This window comes from Flavobacterium sp. W1B (assembly GCF_047344965.1).
Classification (GTDB): Bacteria; Bacteroidota; Bacteroidia; order Flavobacteriales; family Flavobacteriaceae; genus Flavobacterium.
Map to the genome: position 1 here is coordinate 3130645 of NZ_CP178845.1, position 18563 is coordinate 3149207.

At 36.8% G+C, this 18563-nt stretch carries 14 protein-coding genes; 10 read left to right on the forward strand and 4 right to left on the reverse strand.

The features are described 5' to 3' along the window. Window positions 1–111: 111 nt before the first annotated feature. From ACMDB5_RS13635 to cysM, 3 genes are all read left to right on the forward strand, one after another. Window positions 112–390 (forward strand): DUF2752 domain-containing protein, encoded by a 279-nt coding sequence (locus tag ACMDB5_RS13635; RefSeq protein ID WP_413998809.1) that lies wholly within the window; start codon window positions 112–114, stop codon window positions 388–390. 637 nt (window positions 391–1027) lie between these two features. Further along, window positions 1028–1819, forward strand: a complete 792-nt coding sequence (locus ACMDB5_RS13640) for a serine O-acetyltransferase (RefSeq protein WP_413998810.1) — start codon at window positions 1028–1030, stop codon at window positions 1817–1819. A gap of 1 nt (window position 1820) precedes the next feature. Next, window positions 1821–2708, forward strand: coding sequence for a cysteine synthase CysM (cysM, locus tag ACMDB5_RS13645; protein ID WP_413998811.1), 888 nt, complete (start codon window positions 1821–1823; stop codon window positions 2706–2708). 59 nt (window positions 2709–2767) lie between these two features. Here cysM and ACMDB5_RS13650 read toward each other — a convergent pair whose 3' ends face one another. Together ACMDB5_RS13650 and ACMDB5_RS13655 are read right to left on the reverse strand one after the other, a co-directional pair. Next, window positions 2768–3178, reverse strand: a complete 411-nt coding sequence (locus tag ACMDB5_RS13650) for an OsmC family protein (RefSeq protein ID WP_413998812.1) — start codon at window positions 3176–3178, stop codon at window positions 2768–2770. 166 nt (window positions 3179–3344) lie between these two features. Further along, window positions 3345–10385, reverse strand: coding sequence for an MBG domain-containing protein (locus tag ACMDB5_RS13655; RefSeq protein WP_413998813.1), 7041 nt, complete (start codon window positions 10383–10385; stop codon window positions 3345–3347). A gap of 379 nt (window positions 10386–10764) precedes the next feature. Here ACMDB5_RS13655 and ACMDB5_RS13660 point away from each other — a divergent pair, with 379 nt between their 5' ends. The 4 genes from ACMDB5_RS13660 (at window position 10765) to ACMDB5_RS13675 (ending at window position 14423) form a co-directional block, all read left to right on the forward strand. After that, the gene (locus tag ACMDB5_RS13660; RefSeq protein WP_413998814.1) at window positions 10765–11460 is read left to right on the forward strand and encodes an SGNH/GDSL hydrolase family protein; all 696 of its coding nucleotides are present in this window, start codon (window positions 10765–10767) and stop codon (window positions 11458–11460) included. A 163-nt stretch (window positions 11461–11623) separates the two neighbouring features. Further along, the gene (rlmD, locus tag ACMDB5_RS13665; RefSeq protein ID WP_413998815.1) at window positions 11624–13039 is read left to right on the forward strand and encodes a 23S rRNA (uracil(1939)-C(5))-methyltransferase RlmD; all 1416 of its coding nucleotides are present in this window, start codon (window positions 11624–11626) and stop codon (window positions 13037–13039) included. Between the two features lie 36 nt (window positions 13040–13075). After that, window positions 13076–13597, forward strand: coding sequence for a DUF6452 family protein (locus ACMDB5_RS13670; RefSeq protein WP_413998816.1), 522 nt, complete (start codon window positions 13076–13078; stop codon window positions 13595–13597). Then, window positions 13569–14423: a DUF6048 family protein gene (locus ACMDB5_RS13675; RefSeq protein WP_413998817.1), complete on the forward strand. Its 855-nt coding sequence runs from the start codon at window positions 13569–13571 to the stop codon at window positions 14421–14423. The genes ACMDB5_RS13670 and ACMDB5_RS13675 overlap by 29 nt, the downstream gene beginning before the upstream one ends. Window positions 14424–14521: 98 nt before the next feature. On the opposite strand, the gene ACMDB5_RS13680 is transcribed toward ACMDB5_RS13675, so the two are convergent. Beyond that, window positions 14522–14758 carry a hypothetical protein gene (locus ACMDB5_RS13680; protein ID WP_413998818.1) on the reverse strand — a complete coding sequence of 79 codons (237 nt, stop codon included), beginning with the start codon at window positions 14756–14758 and terminating at the stop codon, window positions 14522–14524. Window positions 14759–14807: 49 nt separating this feature from the next. Further along, window positions 14808–15983 carry a THUMP domain-containing class I SAM-dependent RNA methyltransferase gene (locus ACMDB5_RS13685; RefSeq protein ID WP_413998819.1) on the reverse strand — a complete coding sequence of 392 codons (1176 nt, stop codon included), beginning with the start codon at window positions 15981–15983 and terminating at the stop codon, window positions 14808–14810. Window positions 15984–16143: 160 nt separating this feature from the next. Here ACMDB5_RS13685 and ACMDB5_RS13690 point away from each other — a divergent pair, with 160 nt between their 5' ends. From ACMDB5_RS13690 to murQ, 3 genes are all read left to right on the forward strand, one after another. After that, window positions 16144–16908, forward strand: coding sequence for a class I SAM-dependent methyltransferase (locus ACMDB5_RS13690; RefSeq protein WP_413998820.1), 765 nt, complete (start codon window positions 16144–16146; stop codon window positions 16906–16908). A 77-nt stretch (window positions 16909–16985) separates the two neighbouring features. Continuing rightward, the gene (locus tag ACMDB5_RS13695) at window positions 16986–17654 is read left to right on the forward strand and encodes a ZIP family metal transporter (RefSeq protein WP_413998821.1); all 669 of its coding nucleotides are present in this window, start codon (window positions 16986–16988) and stop codon (window positions 17652–17654) included. Window positions 17655–17722: 68 nt separating this feature from the next. Beyond that, the gene (gene murQ / locus ACMDB5_RS13700; protein ID WP_413998822.1) at window positions 17723–18538 is read left to right on the forward strand and encodes an N-acetylmuramic acid 6-phosphate etherase; all 816 of its coding nucleotides are present in this window, start codon (window positions 17723–17725) and stop codon (window positions 18536–18538) included. Window positions 18539–18563: the final 25 nt, after the last annotated feature.

The following is an 18563-nucleotide window of genomic DNA, read 5'->3' on the forward strand; positions in this document are numbered from 1 at the left end:
TTTTTCATTTCAATTTATATCAGATTCCAAAAGTAACAAATTTAAAACTGCCCTCCTTTTTTATTAAAAAGGTTTCCAGTATTTTTGTAAATTGTAAAAAAAATAAATCCATTGAATTTAGAAAAATACATGCTTCCTTGTTTGAGCAAAACACTCTTTGGAATGGAGTGTTTAGGATGCGGTTTTCAGAGAGCTTTACTGCTACTTTTGAAAGGCGAATTCATTGCTTCATTTCAGATGTATCCCGCCATTTATACTTCACTATTATTCTTGGGTTTTATTAGTTTTCATTTTTTTTACAAGCGTCTTTTCTCCCAAAAAATAATTTTTATGATGGGTATGCTAAATGTTATTTTCATGATTGCAGGCTACATTTACAAACACTACTAATTCTCTTTTTTGGATTTAGAAAAAAGGAATTCTAAATTAGAAATTATATTAAAAACTGCATCCTTCCTTTTCGATTAGCACCTCATTTTTACGCCCTATTTTACACTCAAATTCCTAATGAAATATTCAAAATTTAAAGCTTCAATTTTAGAGCAATTTTTATAATTTTTTACTCGCCTTTGGCGGTCTTTTATTCCTTGGCTTTTTGGTGTAAAAATCAGGAAAATCCTTTTTCAAAAAAGTCAGGATAACAGCAAGAATTGTTTTAACAAAATCGTACCGATAAATGGAAATTCATTTTTAGAAAGATCACTTATAAAAGTTGAAATTGTTTTCATATAATTTGATTTTGCCACGCTAATTTACTGATTTATTATTTTTTTAATTTAAATACAGCATACATCCTAAATCGCCTGATTCCCAGTGAGACAATTGTGGTTGTTGCCACATAATTCAAAATTCTTCAATATATTTGTTTCACATTTAATTAGAAAAATAATAATCATGCTCAAATACACAAACAACAACCCATTCTTTCCTAAATCGACAACTTCCTTACATAGTTGTTGCTGTTGTTGTCAGCATTAAGCATTCTTTTACATCTAAAATTTTCTACTAATAATTCAAAATCATAATCATGACAAAAGATCTGATTATCAAAAATATCGACTCTTTAAAGAGTCATTCCTCGATCAATTACGGAATCAAAACAAAAACAGAAGCTTTTACCGAAAAACTGTTTTATACTTTATTTGATTCGAATGCACCTTTAAGCGAAAGCATCGATGAACTCAAACAGCTATTCAAAGAAATTTCTGTTATCGCTTGCAAAAAACCGCAAGACAGCTGTGATTCCATTTGGAATCAATATCTTGAAAAACTACCTACTGTCCTTAAAAACCTGAATCAGGATGCCTTGTACATTTTAGAAAACGATCCTGCTTCTAACAGTATTGAAGAAGTATATCTTGCCTATCCCGGATTTTACGCCATAGCAATCTACAGGTTAAGCCATGAATTGTATCTGTTGGATTTATTATTATTTTCAAGACTAATGAGCGAATACGCCCATAGAATCACAGGAACAGACATCCATGCAGGCGCAACAATTGCTTCGCCTTTCTTTATAGACCATGCAACAGGAATTGTAATCGGGGAAACCACAGTTATCGAAGAAAACGTGAAAATCTACCAAGGAGTGACCTTAGGAGCATTAAGCGTTAGTAAAGACATGAAAAACACCAAAAGGCATCCCACTGTTGAAAAAAACACTTGTATTTATGCCAGTGCCACGATTTTAGGAGGAGAAACCACAATTGGCAAAAACAGTATCATTGGGGGAAATACATGGATCACCAAATCAATTCCCGCCAAATCAATTGTTACCAATACCACAATCACTGAAGTAAAAATAAAAGAGCTAAAATAATATGGAGCCACAAAAATTATTAAACCTAATTGGAAATACTCCTTTGATGGAAACGGTCAATTTGATTAAAAATAAAAATGTAAAACTTTTATTGAAGCTTGAAGGAAACAATCCCGGAGGCAGCGTAAAAGATCGTGCCGCTTATAATATGATTTCTTCAGCTTTAGAAAGAGGAGATGTCAAAAAAGGGGACAAACTAATTGAAGCCACCAGTGGAAATACCGGAATTGCCTTGGCTATGATTGCCCAATTATTAAATATCGAAATAGAATTAGTTTTGCCCGAAGACTCTACCAAAGAGCGCACCCAAACTATGCGTGCTTATGGAGCTACCGTTATTTTGACTCCAGCAAAAGAAGGGATTCTGGGTTCTAGAGATTATGCCGACAGAAAAGTAGCCGAAGGTGGTTATGTAATGCTGAATCAATTTGCCAATGAGGATAACTGGAAAGCACATTACAAAACCACGGCACCTGAAATCTGGAACGACACCCAGGGAACAATAACCCATTTTATATCAGCAATGGGAACTACCGGAACCATTATGGGCAATTCAACCTATTTGAAAGAAAAAAATAAAAACATCCAAATAATTGGAGCACAACCAAGCGACGGATCTCAAATTCCTGGAATAAGAAAATGGCCCCAAGAATACTTGCCTAAAATTTTTGATGCCTCAAAAGTGGATCGCATAATAGAAGTAAGCGAAAAAGAAGCAAGAATCATGACCAAACGATTGGCTCTAGAGGAAGGTGTTTTTGCTGGAATGAGCTCCGGTGGTTCTGTAGCTGTTGCTCTAAAAATTGCAGAAGAATTAGAATCAGGTGTAATTGTAGCTATTATTTGTGATCGAGGGGATCGTTATTTGTCTTCGGATTTATTTGATTAACGAATAAAAAAGCTCGTTTTATAGCTAAAACGAGCTTTTTATTAGCCAAATATTTTTTTTTAGACTAAAGTCGCCATTGAAGTAATTTCCGCCTTCAATAATTTAGAAACAGGACAATTCTTTTCGGCTTTAGTTACTAATTCCTGAAAAACGGCATCTGAAATTCCCTTTATTTTGGCATTCACCGTTAAATGAGATTCTATAATAGTTCCCTCTACTAAATTAATTACACATTTAGTTTCGATATTTTCAATTTCAAAGCCTGCTTCAGTAACATAAGCAGATAGTTGCATGGTAAAACAACCAGAATGTGCTGCTGCGACCAATTCCTCGGGATTTGTCCCAATTCCTTCTTCAAAACGAGAATGAAAGGAATATTGGGTGTTTTCCAAAACTTTACTTTGAGTAGTAAGCTTCCCTCCTCCTTCTTTAAGAGAACCTTTCCAAACTGCGGTGGCATTTCTTTTCATATGTAGCTATTTTTTAGTTCGCTCTAATTTAGTTCTTTTTTTTCAATTGTGTCTTTCTTTGTAATTATCAGTCCTTGAAACTTAAAAGTTTTTTCAGATAACACGAAAGTAAAAACCAGCCCTTGAAAACGAGCTGGTTTTGGAGTAAACTGAATTAAAAATAACCTTACTTTTTAATCAAATTAATTGTTTTTTGATTCATGCCCTGTCTAATTAGTACTAGATATTCTCCAGAAGACAATTCTTCGCCAAAAAGAATTTTATTGCCATCCTTTTTTTCAAAGCGTTTAACCATTCTTGCCATCATGTCATATACTAGAACTTCTATCTTTTCCTTGCTATCACCTTCAACCTCCAAAGTGAATTGATGACTAGTCGGATTCGGGTAAGCTTTTACATCAAAAACAGAGGAATCAATTTCTATATTTTTCTTGTCTTTAGAAACCATTTTTACCAGGGTTTGTGGCGCAACACAGTTTGTTGTACAAGTGCCTAAGAAGTCACCATGAGCCAAATGTGCTTCAACTGCTGACTCATCAACACATAATTCCTGACATGGGTTTTTACTGTTTCCTGTTCTATGACAAAGCTTAATTTTTGCATTACCACTTTTGCCTGCAAAACAACGTACATCTTCTCCATGAATGAATATTTTTTCTGTTGTTATACTGCATCCTTTTGCATCAGTAATGGTTGCTGTAAATCCTGCATCATCCATAAGACCAACAGTTATCGAATAAGAACCATTTACAACTGTTGCTGTAGTTGATGGATAACTACTTATAGGTAATGAACCCGAATTAGGCAATACAACATTAGAACTAGTTATTGTTCCCGGAGCACTTATCTGGTCAGCAATCCATGATTCATCGCCGTTATTAGTCATATAATTACTTATTAAAGGACGATCCATAGTAATTGAAATTGTATATGGTCCCACACCACCTGATGGTGTTACCGTAACTTTTGATGTTTGATCTCCAGATAGTCCAAAATAATGATTTGGATTTGTTCTCGTGAATGTTGCAGTTAAACCGCTTATCGTAAAGTTTGCTCCCACATAAGTCTCAATATAGTTATTACCATAAGTATATGTGCCTTTACTTATAGCATAAACCCCTCCACTAGCCTCACCCGTAACTCTCAAGAGTGAACCAGTAGCTACATCCCCAGAAACGATTGCTCCTGAAGTAACCTGAGCTGTTAAAATTGGATCAGAGTATGGTGTTGGGCTTTTAAAGCACTTGAATTTAGCATCGGCTGTGATAGTAATTGGTCTTGGTGTAATCGTTAAGTCGGTACCAGTGTATGTAATGTTATAATTGGCATATACATCAATCAAACCTTTCTTTATAGTAAGAGTACCTCTATTGATTAAATACAAGCCTACATTCTCACCCGGAACTCTAATCAACGATCCTGTAAAAGCATCATTACTAGCCAATGATCCATTTGTAATAGCATAAGTTAATGCCGGATCAGTATTGCCATAAACTTTGTTTTGTTGAAAAATATGAATCACCAAAGGTCTTAATCCGATACTAAGATTTGCTCCTACATAGGTTTCTTCATAATTACTTCCAAAAGTATAGCTGTCTTTATTGATAGCATAAGTCCCTACATTCTCTCCTGTTACCCTGCTCAGTGAACCCGAGGCTACATCTCCGTTTTGAATTACCCCTGTGGTTACCTGAGCGGTCAAACTTGGATCGGTATCCCCATAGATTTTTGATTTAACATCGGCTGTAATGGTAAGGGCTCTTTTGCCTATAATCAATATTGAATTGGCCGGTGTGACCGTATAGTTTGGATTTAATCCTAAACTCACTTCAATTGGATAACTACCCACATCGGAGTATTTCAAGGCGGCTGTAGTTAAATTATAATCTAATACATCACCGTTTACCGCGCCGCTAACCGCTGCATCCAACACTGGATTATCATCGCCATAGATTTTTGACTTCGCATTGGCTATTATCGTAGCCTCTTTTTTGGTTATCGAAAGTAAAGCATTTGTTGGGGTTATGCTATAATTAGGATTAGATCCTAAAGCAACACTGATTGCATAGTCACCAACTCCCGAAGTCACATCGGCAGAGGTTGTCACTGTATAATCTAAGACATCCCCATTCTCTGTCCCTGAAACTACTGCATCTAATAATGGATTCGCAGCTCCATAGGTTTTTGACTTCGCATTGGCTATTATTGTAGCCTCTTTTTTGGTGATCGAAAGTAAAGCATTGGTTGGGGTTATGCTATAATTAGGATTAGATCCTAAAGCAACGCTGATTGCATAGTCACCAATTCCCGAAGTCACATCGGCAGAGGTTGTCACTGTATAATCTAAGACATCCCCATTCTCTGTCCCTGAAACTACTGCATCTAATAATGGATTCGCAGCTCCATAGATTTTTGACTTCGCATTGGCTATTATTGTAGCCTCTTTTTTGGTTATCGAAAGTAAAGCATTGGTTGGGGTTATGCTATAATTAGGATTAGATCCTAAAGCAACACTGATTGCATAGTCACCAACTCCCGAAGTCACATCGGCAGAGGTTGTCACTGTATAATCTAAGACATCCCCATTCTCTGTCCCTGAAACTATTGCATCCAATAATGGATTCGCAGCTCCATAGGTTTTTGACTTCGCATTGGCTATTATTGTAGCCTCTTTTTTGGTGATCGAAAGTAAAGCATTGGTTGGGGTTATGCTATAATTAGGATTAGATCCTAAAGCAACGCTGATTGCATAGTCACCAATTCCCGAAGTCACATCGGCAGAGGTTGTCACTTTATAATCTAAGACATCCCCATTCTCTGTCCCTGAAACTACTGCATCTAATAATGGATTCGCAGCTCCATAGATTTTTGACTTCGCGTTAGCTATTATCGTAGCCTCTTTTTTGGTTATCGAAAGTAAAGCATTTGTTGGGGTTATGCTATAATTAGGATTAGATCCTAAAGCAACACTGATTGCATAGTCACCAATTCCCGAAGTCACATCGGCAGAGGTTGTCAAAGTATAATCTAAGACATCGCCATTCTCTGTCCCTGAAACTACTGCATCCAATAATGGATTCGCAGCTCCATAGGTTTTTGACTTCGCATTGGCTATTATTGTAGCCTCTTTTTTGGTGATCGAAAGTAAAGCATTGGTTGGGGTTATGCTATAATTAGGATTAGATCCTAAAGCAACACTGATTGCATAGTCACCAACTCCCGAAGTCACATCGGCAGAGGTTGTCAAAGTATAATCTAAGACATCGCCATTCTCTGTCCCTGAAACTACTGCATCTAATAATGGATTCGCAGCTCCATAGATTTTTGACTTCGCGTTAGCTATTATCGTAGCCTCTTTTTGGGTGATCGAAAGTAAAGCATTTGTTGGGGTTATACTATAATTAGGATTAGATCCTAAAGAAACACTGATTGCATAGTCACCAACTCCCGAAGTCACATCGGCAGAGGTTGTCACTGTATAATTTAAAACATCCCCATTCTCTGTCCCTGAAACTACTGCATCCAATAATGGATTCGCAGCCCCATAGATTTTTGACTTCGCATTAGCTATTATTGTAGCCTCTTTTTGGGTGATCGAAAGTAAAGCATTGGTTGGGGTTATACTATAATTAGGATTAGATCCTAAAGAAACACTGATTGCATAGTCACCAACTCCCGAAGTCACATCGGCAGAGGTTGTCAAAGTATAATCTAAGACATCGCCATTCTCTGTCCCTGAAACTACTGCATCCAATAATGGATTCGCAGCTCCATAGGTTTTTGACTTCGCATTAGCTATTATCGTAGCCTCTTTTTTGGTTATCGAAAGTAAAGCATTGGTTGGGGTTATACTATAGTTAGGATTAGATCCTAAAGCAACACTGATTGCATAGTCACCAACTCCCGAAGTCACATCGGCAGAGGTTGTCAAAGTATAATCTAAGACATCGCCATTCTCTGTCCCTGAAACTACTGCATCTAATAATGGATTCGCAGCTCCATAGATTTTTGACTTCGCGTTAGCTATTATCGTAGCCTCTTTTTTGGTTATCGAAAGTAAAGCATTTGTTGGGGTTATACTATAATTAGGATTAGATCCTAAAGCAACACTGATTACATAGTCACCAACTCCCGAAGTCACATCGGCAGAGGTTGTCACAGTATAATCTAAGACATCCCCATTCTCCGTTCCTGAAACTACTGCATCCAATAATGGATTCGCAGCTCCATAGGTTTTTGACTTCGCATTGGCTATTATTGTAGCCTCTTTTTGGGTGATCGAAAGTAAAGCATTTGTTGGGGTTATACTATAATTAGGATTAGATCCTAAAGAAACACTGATTGCATAGTCACCAACTCCCGAAGTCACATCGGCAGAGGTTGTCACTGTATAATTTAAAACATCCCCATTCTCTGTCCCTGAAACTACTGCATCCAATAATGGATTCGCAGCCCCATAGATTTTTGACTTCGCATTAGCTATTATTGTAGCCTCTTTTTGGGTGATCGAAAGTAAAGCATTGGTTGGGGTTATACTATAATTAGGATTAGATCCTAAAGAAACACTGATTGCATAGTCACCAACTCCCGAAGTCACATCGGCAGAGGTTGTCAAAGTATAATCTAAGACATCGCCATTCTCTGTCCCTGAAACTACTGCATCCAATAATGGATTCGCAGCTCCATAGGTTTTTGACTTCGCATTAGCTATTATCGTAGCCTCTTTTTTGGTTATCGAAAGTAAAGCATTGGTTGGGGTTATACTATAGTTAGGATTAGATCCTAAAGCAACACTGATTGCATAGTCACCAACTCCCGAAGTCACATCGGCAGAGGTTGTCACTGTATAATCTAAGACATCCCCATTCTCTGTCCCTGAAACTACTGCATCCAATAATGGATTCGCAGATCCATAGATTTTTGACTTCGCATTGGCTATCACTATAGCCGCTTTGACGGTTACCGAAAAAGTATTTACTCCTCCTAAATTCAATGCATAGTTAATGCCAGCGCTCAATGTACCTAATGTATAAGCATAAGTTCCCACATTAGCACCTGCAACTCTTCCCAGTTCTCCGCTGAAAGAATCTCCGCTTTCAAGTGTGGGATTGTTGGTGTAAGTAAACACAGGGTCACTCTGCCCATATACTTTTGTTTGTCCAGTAGTTGGTGTAACCGTGATGGCTTTCGCATTCACGTTCAGTGCTGCATTACCATCACTTGTGGCCGTTGGCGAGCAAGCACCGTTTATAACACAGCGATATTTATTAGTACTCATGGCTACGGTTGGTTTACTCAGTATTAAAGTAGCTGTTGTAGAACCAGAGTAAACTCCACCATCAATAATATTATTAAAGGAACCCGAACCTACTTTCTCCTGCCATTGATAGGTTAACGCAGTACCTGTTGCTGTTACGGAAAAACTTGCCGACGCCCCATAAGTTACTGTTTGACTAATTGATTGTAAACTAATGACAGCAGGCTGATTTACCGTTACCACCGCACTTCCTGTCAAAGATGTTGCTGTGCAATTAGCTCCGCTGGCGGCCGTTAAAGTGTATGTCTTGTCAGTTGCTGGTGATACACTAATAACTTTTGGGCTACTTGTGATACCGCTTACCGTAACCGGTGCAGTCCCATCAGTATAAGTGATACTCCAAGGTGGAGTTCCCGTCAAGGCGACAGATAAATTGGTCGAATTACCGGAACATATAGTGCCATCACCGCTGATAACCGCAGTTGGCAAGGATAATACATTTACAGTCTTATTTGCTGGTTTTGAACAACCATTCACATCAGTATAAGTATAACTAATCGTGGGAGATCCCGCAGCGATACCTGTGACTAAACCACTTGTGCTTACAATCGCTAAAGAATTGTCACTGCTGCTCCACACGCCACCCGGGGTAGCATTCGACAATGAAAGGGTAGCCCCAACACAAACATTGGTAGTCCCCCCAGGCAGAATAGATGCTACCGTTGGCGAAGGATTCACTACATAAGTAAGAACATTGGAAATAGAAGAACAGGCTACTAAATTCAAAGTAGATGTTGCAACTCTTCTGAAAAAAGTCGTTACCGTAAATGGATCAGGATTATACTGACTCGATGTTGCTGATGTAATTACTGTCCAACTCGCCCCTTCGTCAGTACTTTTTTCCCATGTATAACTTACTGACCCTGAACCAGTGGCATCTACCGAACCTGTGATTCCCGGATTCAATGTGTCACAACCAGACCCAGGCTGGGTGGCTCCCTTGGCAATTGTTCCCGGATTTATTGCATTTAAACTAGCCGTCACATCTAATCTTGAGGCACTTTCGCAACCGGATACCGTTTGCGAGGCATAATAGTGTGTGCCGTTAACCAAAACTGTTGTACTTGCCACTAAATTTCCTCCTGTTGCTGCATCATACCATTTTATTGCAGTTCCGGTAGCTGATAAATTGGCAACCGTGGGGTTAGTTCCCGAACAGAAACTTTGTGCAGTCGCTCCATTTGGTGCTGCGGGTGTTGTACAAGTTGAAACATAAATCCCTATAAACGTTTTAGCAGAACTATTAGGCATTAAGTATTGTAGGCTTGGACCACTTAAAATCGTACCAGCGGCATCAATTGTTGTGCTAGTGTAAGTAACTCCGGAAATAATAACATCCGGAAATATAAAGTCTATATATTTGTTATTATCCTGAACAAATGTTGCGGGAATACTTGGTGGCGTAAAGGTTGCTGTCTCTGTATAAGCTCCTATCGGAAGAGTATTATTAGAAGTCCCTAATCTGTAAGAGACTTTTAAAGAAGTGCCCGCAGGCAATCCTGTTACTGCAACTGTAATATTTGCATCATCAAACTCTGTCAAAGCAATAAGTCCAGAACTAAGTCCTGTAGCTGTTAGCACAAAATGAACCCCTAGATGGTTATCTTTAATTAAAAACTGATTATTATAAATATTCCCGTTAGAATCTGCAACAGCAATTAAATCATGCGGATTAACACAAGTTGCCGGCTTAGGGGTTTCATCAAAATGAAAACTAACGGTTTCTCCAGGTTGCCAACCGCTACCAGTAATAATTACATACTCACCAGGAGCGTAATCAAGCTTATCCGTGGTGACCGTTGCCTGTCCAAAAGTCACACTGGTAAAAAACAAATTAGTAATTAAAAAAAGAATCGTTAAAAACCGAGAGTTGAGTAGAAGTTTTCTCATAATTATTGAATTAGAATAATAAAATAACGAATACGATATGCCTAACTATAAAAAAGTAAAATCAATAAGATTTGGGGTTCTATTTTTTTGATTTATTGTAATCAAATTCCTTTTTTTAGAAAAAACAGAAACTCTTTTAAAAAACAAAAAAAATGAATAATAACTTAAATTTCATACACTTACGAACCTAAATTATATAATAAATAACACATTAATATCATTTTAAATATATTTTCGATGAAAGTGTTAAAAAAAACCACAAACTACACAACGCGCTGTTTTTAAATAAATTAAAACCAATCAAAAACAAATTTTAAAAGTTAATAGCGCCCTTTTTCATTTATATATGATATAAAAAACACCAAAATCGATTTTAACTATGACTGAAAAAATTGGTAGATTTGTTTATAAATCAATCGCGTTTATAATAATTTCGACAACAATATCTACCATGAATCAAGACTGGCCTTATTTAAATAAATACCGACAAGAAAACGCAGAACTTCCCATTGCCGAATCTGGCGAAAACAGAATTGTCTTTATGGGAGATTCCATTACCGAATTTTGGAGCACTGTTCAACCGGATTTCTTTTTAGAAAAACCGTATATAAACAGAGGAATCAGCGGACAAACCACGCCTCAAATGTTGGTGCGATTTAGAGCCGATGTCATCGATCTGAAACCAAGTCTAGTTGTCATTCTCGCCGGTGGCAATGACATTGCAGGAAACACCGGCCCTTCAACGCTACAAATGATTCAAAACAATATTTTTTCGATGGTTGAACTGGCTCAGGCGCACCAAATCAAGGTTATCCTTTGTTCTGTTTTACCTGCCAATCATTTTCATTGGAAGCCAAAAGAAAAACCTGCGGATAATATTGTTGCTTTGAACGAAATCCTTAGCCAATATGCCGAAGTAAATAACATACAATATCTCGATTATTATCCAGCGATGGTCAATGAGCACAAAGGCCTGAAAGTAGATTATACCGATGATGGAGTACATCCCAACAAAGCCGGCTATCAGCTAATGGCGCCTCTTCTTGAAAAAACAATTGCATTGGCATTGAAATAATTTAATCTGAAGCTCCTTTATTACAATCCTAAAATTCAAATTAAACCTAACTATTATTAAAAAAAAGAGCAATAATAAGTTTAGACTCAAATAAAAACAGCTGTTTTTAAAAATATTTCCAAATTTGAATTTATAAAACCAACCAAAGGCTTATTTTTGCGCCATGGCAAAGAAAAATACAGACAAAGTTGTCTTTCATCAAATAAAAGTCCTTGATGCAGGAGCAAAAGGCGTTTCGGTAGCAAAGGCTCCCGATGGTAAAGTAGTATTTATCCCGAATGTAGTTCCGGGTGACGTGGTTGACGTGCAAACTTTTAAGAAGCGCAAGGCTTATTACGAAGGAAAAGCAATTCATTTTCACGAATATTCAGAGCATCGTGTAGAACCTATTTGCGAGCACTTTGGTGTTTGCGGTGGCTGTAAATGGCAGAATATGAAGTACAGCCAACAGCTGTATTACAAGCAAAATGAGGTACTGAATCACTTACAACGCATCGGAAAAGTGGAACTTCCAGAATTTGAACCAATATTAGGTTCAGAGAAAAAGTTTTTCTACAGAAACAAAATGGAATTTTCGTTTTCTAACAGCCGTTGGTTGACCGAAAAAGAAATTGACAGCACCGAAGATTTAGGAAATAGAAACGCCCTTGGTTTTCATATCCCAAAAATGTGGGATAAAATCCTAGACATTAACAAATGTCATTTGCAGGAAGATCCTTCGAATGCGATTAGAAACGAAGTGAGAGCTTTTGCTAATGAGCATGGCCTGACTTTTTTCAACCCGAGAGCACACGAAGGTTTGTTGCGTACTTTGATGTTGCGTACGGCTTCAACAGGAGAAATCATGGTTTTGATTCAGTTTTTTGAAAACGACAAAGCCAACAGAGAATTGCTTTTGGATCATCTTTACGAGAAATTCCCGCAAATCACTTCGTTGCAATATGTAATAAACAGTAAAGCAAACGATACACTTTACGATACAGATATTAAACTATATAAAGGTAGAGATTACATCTTAGAAGAAATGGAAGGTTTGAAATTTAGCATTAATGCCAAATCTTTCTACCAAACCAATTCGGATCAAGCCTATGAATTGTACAAAATAACGAGAGATTTTGCTGGATTGACAGGAAACGAAATCGTTTATGATTTATATACCGGAACAGGAACCATTGCTCAGTTTGTTTCTAAAAAAGCAAAAAAAGTAATTGGTGTCGAGAGCGTTCCAGAAGCCATCAAAGACGCAAAACTAAACGCTGAACGCAATGAAATTACAAATTGTGAGTTCTTTGTTGGGGATATGAAAGTGGTTTTTAATGACGAATTTATCGCTCAACACGGTCATCCTGATGTAATTATCACCGATCCACCAAGAGACGGAATGCACAAAGACGTTATTGAACAAATCATGAAAATTGCTCCCGAAAAAGTCGTTTATGTAAGCTGTAACTCGGCTACCCAAGCCCGTGATTTGGCCTTGATGGACGAGAAATACAAAGTGACTCGCGTGCGTCCTGTGGATATGTTTCCGCAAACACATCATGTTGAAAATGTTGTACTTTTGGAAAGAAGAAATTAGTTGGCAGTAATGCCAAACTGAACACTGACACTTTATATGAAAAAAATAATAGTACTATTGTTTGTTACGCTATTCTCTTTCTCCAGTTGTGAGAAAGACGATATTTGCGATGCCAATACAATTACCACGCCCCGATTAGTAATTTCGTTTTATGATATCAACAATTCCTCTATCCCGAAAAATGTGACTGATCTAAAGATAATCGGCGAAGGAATGACTAATGGCGTAGTTTTTAAAGGCAGTGATTTAATAAATGGTAGCACCGTTTCTATTCCACTAAAAACGGATGCTGATATAACAAGCTTTCGTTTTATATTGAATTATAACAACCCTAATACGGCTTTTATAAACGAAGACATCATTCAGTTTAACTATACAAGAGAAAACTTTTTTGTATCTCGTGCCTGCGGTTTCAAAACAAATTTCACCTTGGATCCACTTATCCCATTTGTACATTCAGACGCTACTGTGCCTGACCTAAAATGGATGCAATATGTTACAGTTAAAAATAGTATTATAGCAAACGAAAATGAAACACACCTTGAAGTATTTTTTTAGTATCTGTCTTGTTTTGTCTTTGTTGTTTGCAAATGCACAAAACCCAAAAGGCGAACCGACAAAGGAAACCGCTCCTGTAAAAAAGGCTGCTGACAGTAGCAAAACTGAAGGTGTAATTCCTGATAACGGAAATTTAAAAACGACGAAACTTCCTGCCGAGAAAAAGAAAGATAGCGTTGCGGCTCCAATAAAGACAAATCGGTACGGACTGCGTGTAGGTGTAGATTTATTTAAATTGACCCGAGCCCTATATGACAAAGACTATAAAGGAATTGAATTTGTAGGGGATTATCGTTTGACAAAAAAATATTATTTGGCAGCCGAACTCGGAAATGAAAATAAAACCACTGATGACGACCGCTTGAATTTTACCACCAAAGGGTCTTATCTAAAAGCAGGTTTTGATTACAATGCTTATGAAAACTGGCTGGATATGGAGAATATTATCTCTATAGGAATGCGTTATGGTTTTAGTACTTTTAACCAAGAATTAAACAGTTACAAGATTTACAATTCTAATCCTTATTTTGGCCAAGTTCCTGCGATTGTTTCTGGAGAAAAATTCAACGGATTATCTGCGCATTGGATTGAAGTAGTTGGTGGAGTAAAAGCAAAAATATTTGATAATGTATTTATGGGGTTTAGCGTTCGCTTAAACACCTTAATTTCAAACAAAAAACCGGATAATTTTGACAATCTGTATATCCCGGGTTTTAATAGAACTTATAACGGCAGTTTTGGAGTTGGATTTAATTATACTGTTACTTATTTTGTTCCTATTTACAAGAAAAAAGTTATTCCTAAAGAAATTTCCAATAAAAAATAAATTCCGCTTTTTTTAAGGATTATAACTAATAAACCGCAGATTCATTGATTTTAAAGATCATGAATCTGCGGTTCTTTTTTGGAATAACTTTATAAGTGTTAGCCTATTTCTTTAAAACCTTTTAAAAAAATCCATTTCATAAATAATTTCTCGCCGTCTTTGGTTTTTACGGCATGAAATTTTGGAGATAAAAGCGTTCCTACTACAAATGCTGTCATAGGAATCCATAAACCGGTTAAATTTGTAAAATGTTCTGCTAAATAGCGAACTGAAATAAATAATATTGCAAAACAACCCAATTGGTATAAAAATGCACGTACTTGTAATCTTGTCATCTTAATAAATTATAAATTATGAGTTTTGTTTATTTAGGCTAAAAACAGACTATTGATCAGTCCCTTCAGAAACCTGAAATTTGGTTCTTTTACTTCCTTCATACATTTCGTATTTTACCAAACGAGCTTCCAAACTAGCGTTGAAAAGTTTGATTTTTCGAGAAGGCTTCAATCCCACAAATTTTAATGCTTCTAGGTTTGCAGTTATAAACCAAGCATTGGTACCCGGATAATTCTTCTTCAAGGTATCACCGATACTTTTGTAGAATTCTTCCATGTGAATATCCAATCGCTCATCATAAGGAGGATTAAATACCATGTGTAATTTTCCTTGGGTAGTTTTCTCGGTATCGAAGAAGTTTTTCTCTTCAATAGTGATATACTCATCAAGATTAGCATTCTTGATATTGTCTTTGGCTTTACTCACCGCCGATGGCGCTTTATCATAACCTTTTATCGTATAATGAAACTCTCTTACTCTTTTTAGTAAGCTATCCACAATTTGGTCAAACAAGTTGTTGTCCCAATCGTGCCATTTTTCAAAAGCAAATTCTTTACGGTTGATGTTTGCCGGAATATTACAGGCAATCATCGCGGCTTCTGCCAAGAAAGTTCCAGAACCACACATTGGATCTAAGAAATCTCCTTGTCCGTCCCAACCCGAAAGCAATAAAACTCCCGCTGCCAAAACTTCATTAATCGGCGCAATATTCGTTGCAGTTCTGTACCCGCGTTGGTGCAAAGAATTCCCCGAAGTATCCAGCGCAACCGAAACCTGATCTTTGTCAATATGAATGTTGATCCTTAAATCAGGATGCACTTTATCAATGCTTGGACGTTGTCCCGTTCTTTCTCTAAATTGATCCACAATGGCATCTTTACATTTTTGAGAAACAAATTCAGAATGATTAAAATTAGTAGAGTGTACGGTAGCGTCAATCACAAAAGTTTGATTTGCATTGATGTATCTGGACCAGTTTACTCCTGAAATCCCTTTATACAAAGCCTGCTCATTATTAGCTCTAAAAGAATAAATAGGTTTCAAAATTTTCAAAGCCGTGCGCAAAGACAGATTGGCTTTGTACATAAATCCTTTATCTCCTTTAAAACTTACCATTCTTACACCTTGCTCAACGTCTTGTGCGCCCAACATTTGTAATTCCTTTGCTAATATTTCTTCAAAACCAAAAAAGGTTTTGGCAACCATCTTAAAATTATTTTCCATTTGTGTATCAATTAAAACAGACCTTTTTCTGTTTAATATTCTCTGGGCGAAAGAAATTAGGCAATTCTCGTCGAGAATCACTGTCTATCTACCCCGATTCGTTATTTTTCAGCAAAAATACACTAAATTTGCGGGACTTGAATTAATTGAAAAAGAATAAATGTCTGAAGAACAAAAACCAACGCATATAAATCAACAACAACCAACAGATTCTTGGTTCAGTTCTTGGTTCGATACTCCTTATTATCACATCCTTTACAAAGACCGAGATTACAAGGAAGCTCAACTTTTTATGGATAATTTGACACATTATCTCAATTTGCCCGAAAAGGCCAAAGTACTTGATTTAGCGTGCGGAAAAGGCCGTCACGCCATCTACTTAAACCAATTGGGTTTTGATGTTATTGGTGCTGATTTATCCGAAAACAGCATTGCCGAAGCCAATAAAAACTCTAATGACACTTTGCATTTTAAAGTGCACGATATGCGTGAACCTTTTGAAGAAAAGTACGATGCTATTTTCAATTTGTTTACCAGTTTTGGTTATTTCGAAAATGACGAAGACAATCTTAAAACACTAAAAGCCATTAAAGAAAGCCTATCCGAATACGGATTTGCCGTTATTGACTTTATGAATGTAAATCAGGTTTTAGACACCCTTGTTCCTGACGAAGTAAAAACCGTTGATGGAATCGATTTTCACCTTAAACGCTATTTAAAAGAAGGACATATTTATAAAGAAATTGACTTTGAAGACCAAGGTCGAAAATTTCATTTCACCGAAAAAGTACAAGCTTTAACATTAGAAAATTTTGAAGCTTTGATGGAAGAAGCTGGAATTTATCTTTTGGATATTTTTGGGGATTATAAATTGAGAAAATTCCATAAAACAGAAAGCGAACGATTAATCATGATTTTCAAATAGTTGAATCAAATAATCGGTTATTTTGTTAATCTATTAAACATGTAACTTTTCAATAAATAAACAGTTAAACAAAAAACATGAATTACCTTTTACCCTTACTTTCTGTATTGCTTGGTTATATTGTTGCTTTGCTTATAAAACCACAAAACAAAACCAACCTAAAATTATTATTAGCCTTTAGTGGTTCTTTCTTACTTTCCTTGACAGTAATGCATTTATTACCGGAAGTCTACGAAAATCACAATCATGATATTGGTATCTTTATTATGCTGGGAATTTTATTCCAAATCTTATTAGAATTTTTTTCCAAAGGTGCAGAACATGGGCACGTACACGGACATCCAAACATGACTCACATTCCGTGGTTATTGTTTATCAGTCTTTGCATCCATGCTTTCTTAGAAGGATTCCCGGTAGGACATCATCATGATTTAGCCGTGGGTATTGCCATTCATCATTTACCTATTGCCATTATATTGACCACGTTTTTTATTAATTCGCATCTGAACAAAAAAGCAATTTTTGCCTTTATGGTCACTTTTGCATTAATGACTCCACTAGGAACATTCACATCTGATTATTTACCAGTTTTAAACGCCTACCATACCCAAATAACAGCCGTGGTAATTGGAATATTATTTCATATCTCCTCGACCATAATTTTTGAAAGTAGCGAAGGACATAAATTCAATATTGCCAAAGTTTCCATGATTATTTTAGGAATTATTCTGGCGTATTTTGTTTAAAATACTTTAAACAAAACACACAAATTCAGCATAAAAGTTGCCCATACAAAATTTGATTATTAAAAAAAATGACATTTACTAAAACTACCGAACAATCCTCAAAATACGAACATTTAGAAAAAATGTCCGTGCAGGAATTGCTTGCCAATATCAATCAGGAAGACAAAACGGTTCCTAATGCCGTTGAGAAAGCCTTACCTCAAATTGAAACTTTAGTAGCACAAATTGTCCCTAAAATGAAATTAGGCGGAAGACTTTTCTACATTGGTGCCGGAACATCGGGGCGTTTGGGGATTTTGGACGCTTCAGAATGCCCGCCTACATTTGGCGTTCCTTTTGATTTAGTCATCGGAATCATTGCCGGCGGTGATACAGCTATTCGCAAAGCCGTAGAAAATGCAGAGGACAACACCACACAGGCTTGGAAAGATTTACAAGCATATGCTATTAATGAGAACGATGTTGTGGTTGGGATTGCAGCCTCAGGAACTACACCTTATGTTATTGGTGGTTTAGAAGAATGCAATAAAAACAACATTATTACAGGAAGTATTTCTTGCAATGCAGAGAGTCCGCTTTCGCAAACGGCACAATTTCCCGTTGAAGTTATTGTGGGACCCGAATTTGTAACCGGAAGTTCTAGAATGAAAGCCGGAACAGCGCAAAAATTAGTACTCAATATGATTACTACCGCCACAATGATCCAACTCGGAAAAGTAAAAGGCAACAAAATGGTCGATATGCAACTCAGCAACAATAAACTGGTAGATCGTGGTATAAAGATGATTATGGGAGAAATCCCTGTTACTTATGAAGAAGCCGGAGAATTATTGAAAAAACACGGAAGTGTGAGAAAAGCGGTCGATTTTTACAATAATAAATAATACAATTTTAGTTTAGTATGCTTTG

Excerpts from the sequence above, each read along its gene's own strand:
- ACMDB5_RS13640 (WP_413998810.1), top strand. The coding sequence starts at position 1,028 with ATGACAAAAGATCTGATTATCAAAAATATCGACTCTTTAAAGAGTCAT.
- cysM (WP_413998811.1), top strand. The coding sequence starts at position 1,821 with ATGGAGCCACAAAAATTATTAAACCTAATTGGAAATACTCCTTTGATG.
- ACMDB5_RS13650 (WP_413998812.1), bottom strand. The coding sequence starts at position 3,178 with ATGAAAAGAAATGCCACCGCAGTTTGGAAAGGTTCTCTTAAAGAAGGA.
- ACMDB5_RS13655 (WP_413998813.1), bottom strand. The coding sequence starts at position 10,385 with ATGAGAAAACTTCTACTCAACTCTCGGTTTTTAACGATTCTTTTTTTA.
- ACMDB5_RS13660 (WP_413998814.1), top strand. The coding sequence starts at position 10,765 with ATGACTGAAAAAATTGGTAGATTTGTTTATAAATCAATCGCGTTTATA.
- rlmD (WP_413998815.1), top strand. The coding sequence starts at position 11,624 with ATGGCAAAGAAAAATACAGACAAAGTTGTCTTTCATCAAATAAAAGTC.
- ACMDB5_RS13670 (WP_413998816.1), top strand. The coding sequence starts at position 13,076 with ATGAAAAAAATAATAGTACTATTGTTTGTTACGCTATTCTCTTTCTCC.
- ACMDB5_RS13675 (WP_413998817.1), top strand. The coding sequence starts at position 13,569 with ATGAAACACACCTTGAAGTATTTTTTTAGTATCTGTCTTGTTTTGTCT.
- ACMDB5_RS13680 (WP_413998818.1), bottom strand. The coding sequence starts at position 14,758 with ATGACAAGATTACAAGTACGTGCATTTTTATACCAATTGGGTTGTTTT.
- ACMDB5_RS13685 (WP_413998819.1), bottom strand. The coding sequence starts at position 15,983 with ATGGAAAATAATTTTAAGATGGTTGCCAAAACCTTTTTTGGTTTTGAA.
- ACMDB5_RS13690 (WP_413998820.1), top strand. The coding sequence starts at position 16,144 with ATGTCTGAAGAACAAAAACCAACGCATATAAATCAACAACAACCAACA.
- ACMDB5_RS13695 (WP_413998821.1), top strand. The coding sequence starts at position 16,986 with ATGAATTACCTTTTACCCTTACTTTCTGTATTGCTTGGTTATATTGTT.
- murQ (WP_413998822.1), top strand. The coding sequence starts at position 17,723 with ATGACATTTACTAAAACTACCGAACAATCCTCAAAATACGAACATTTA.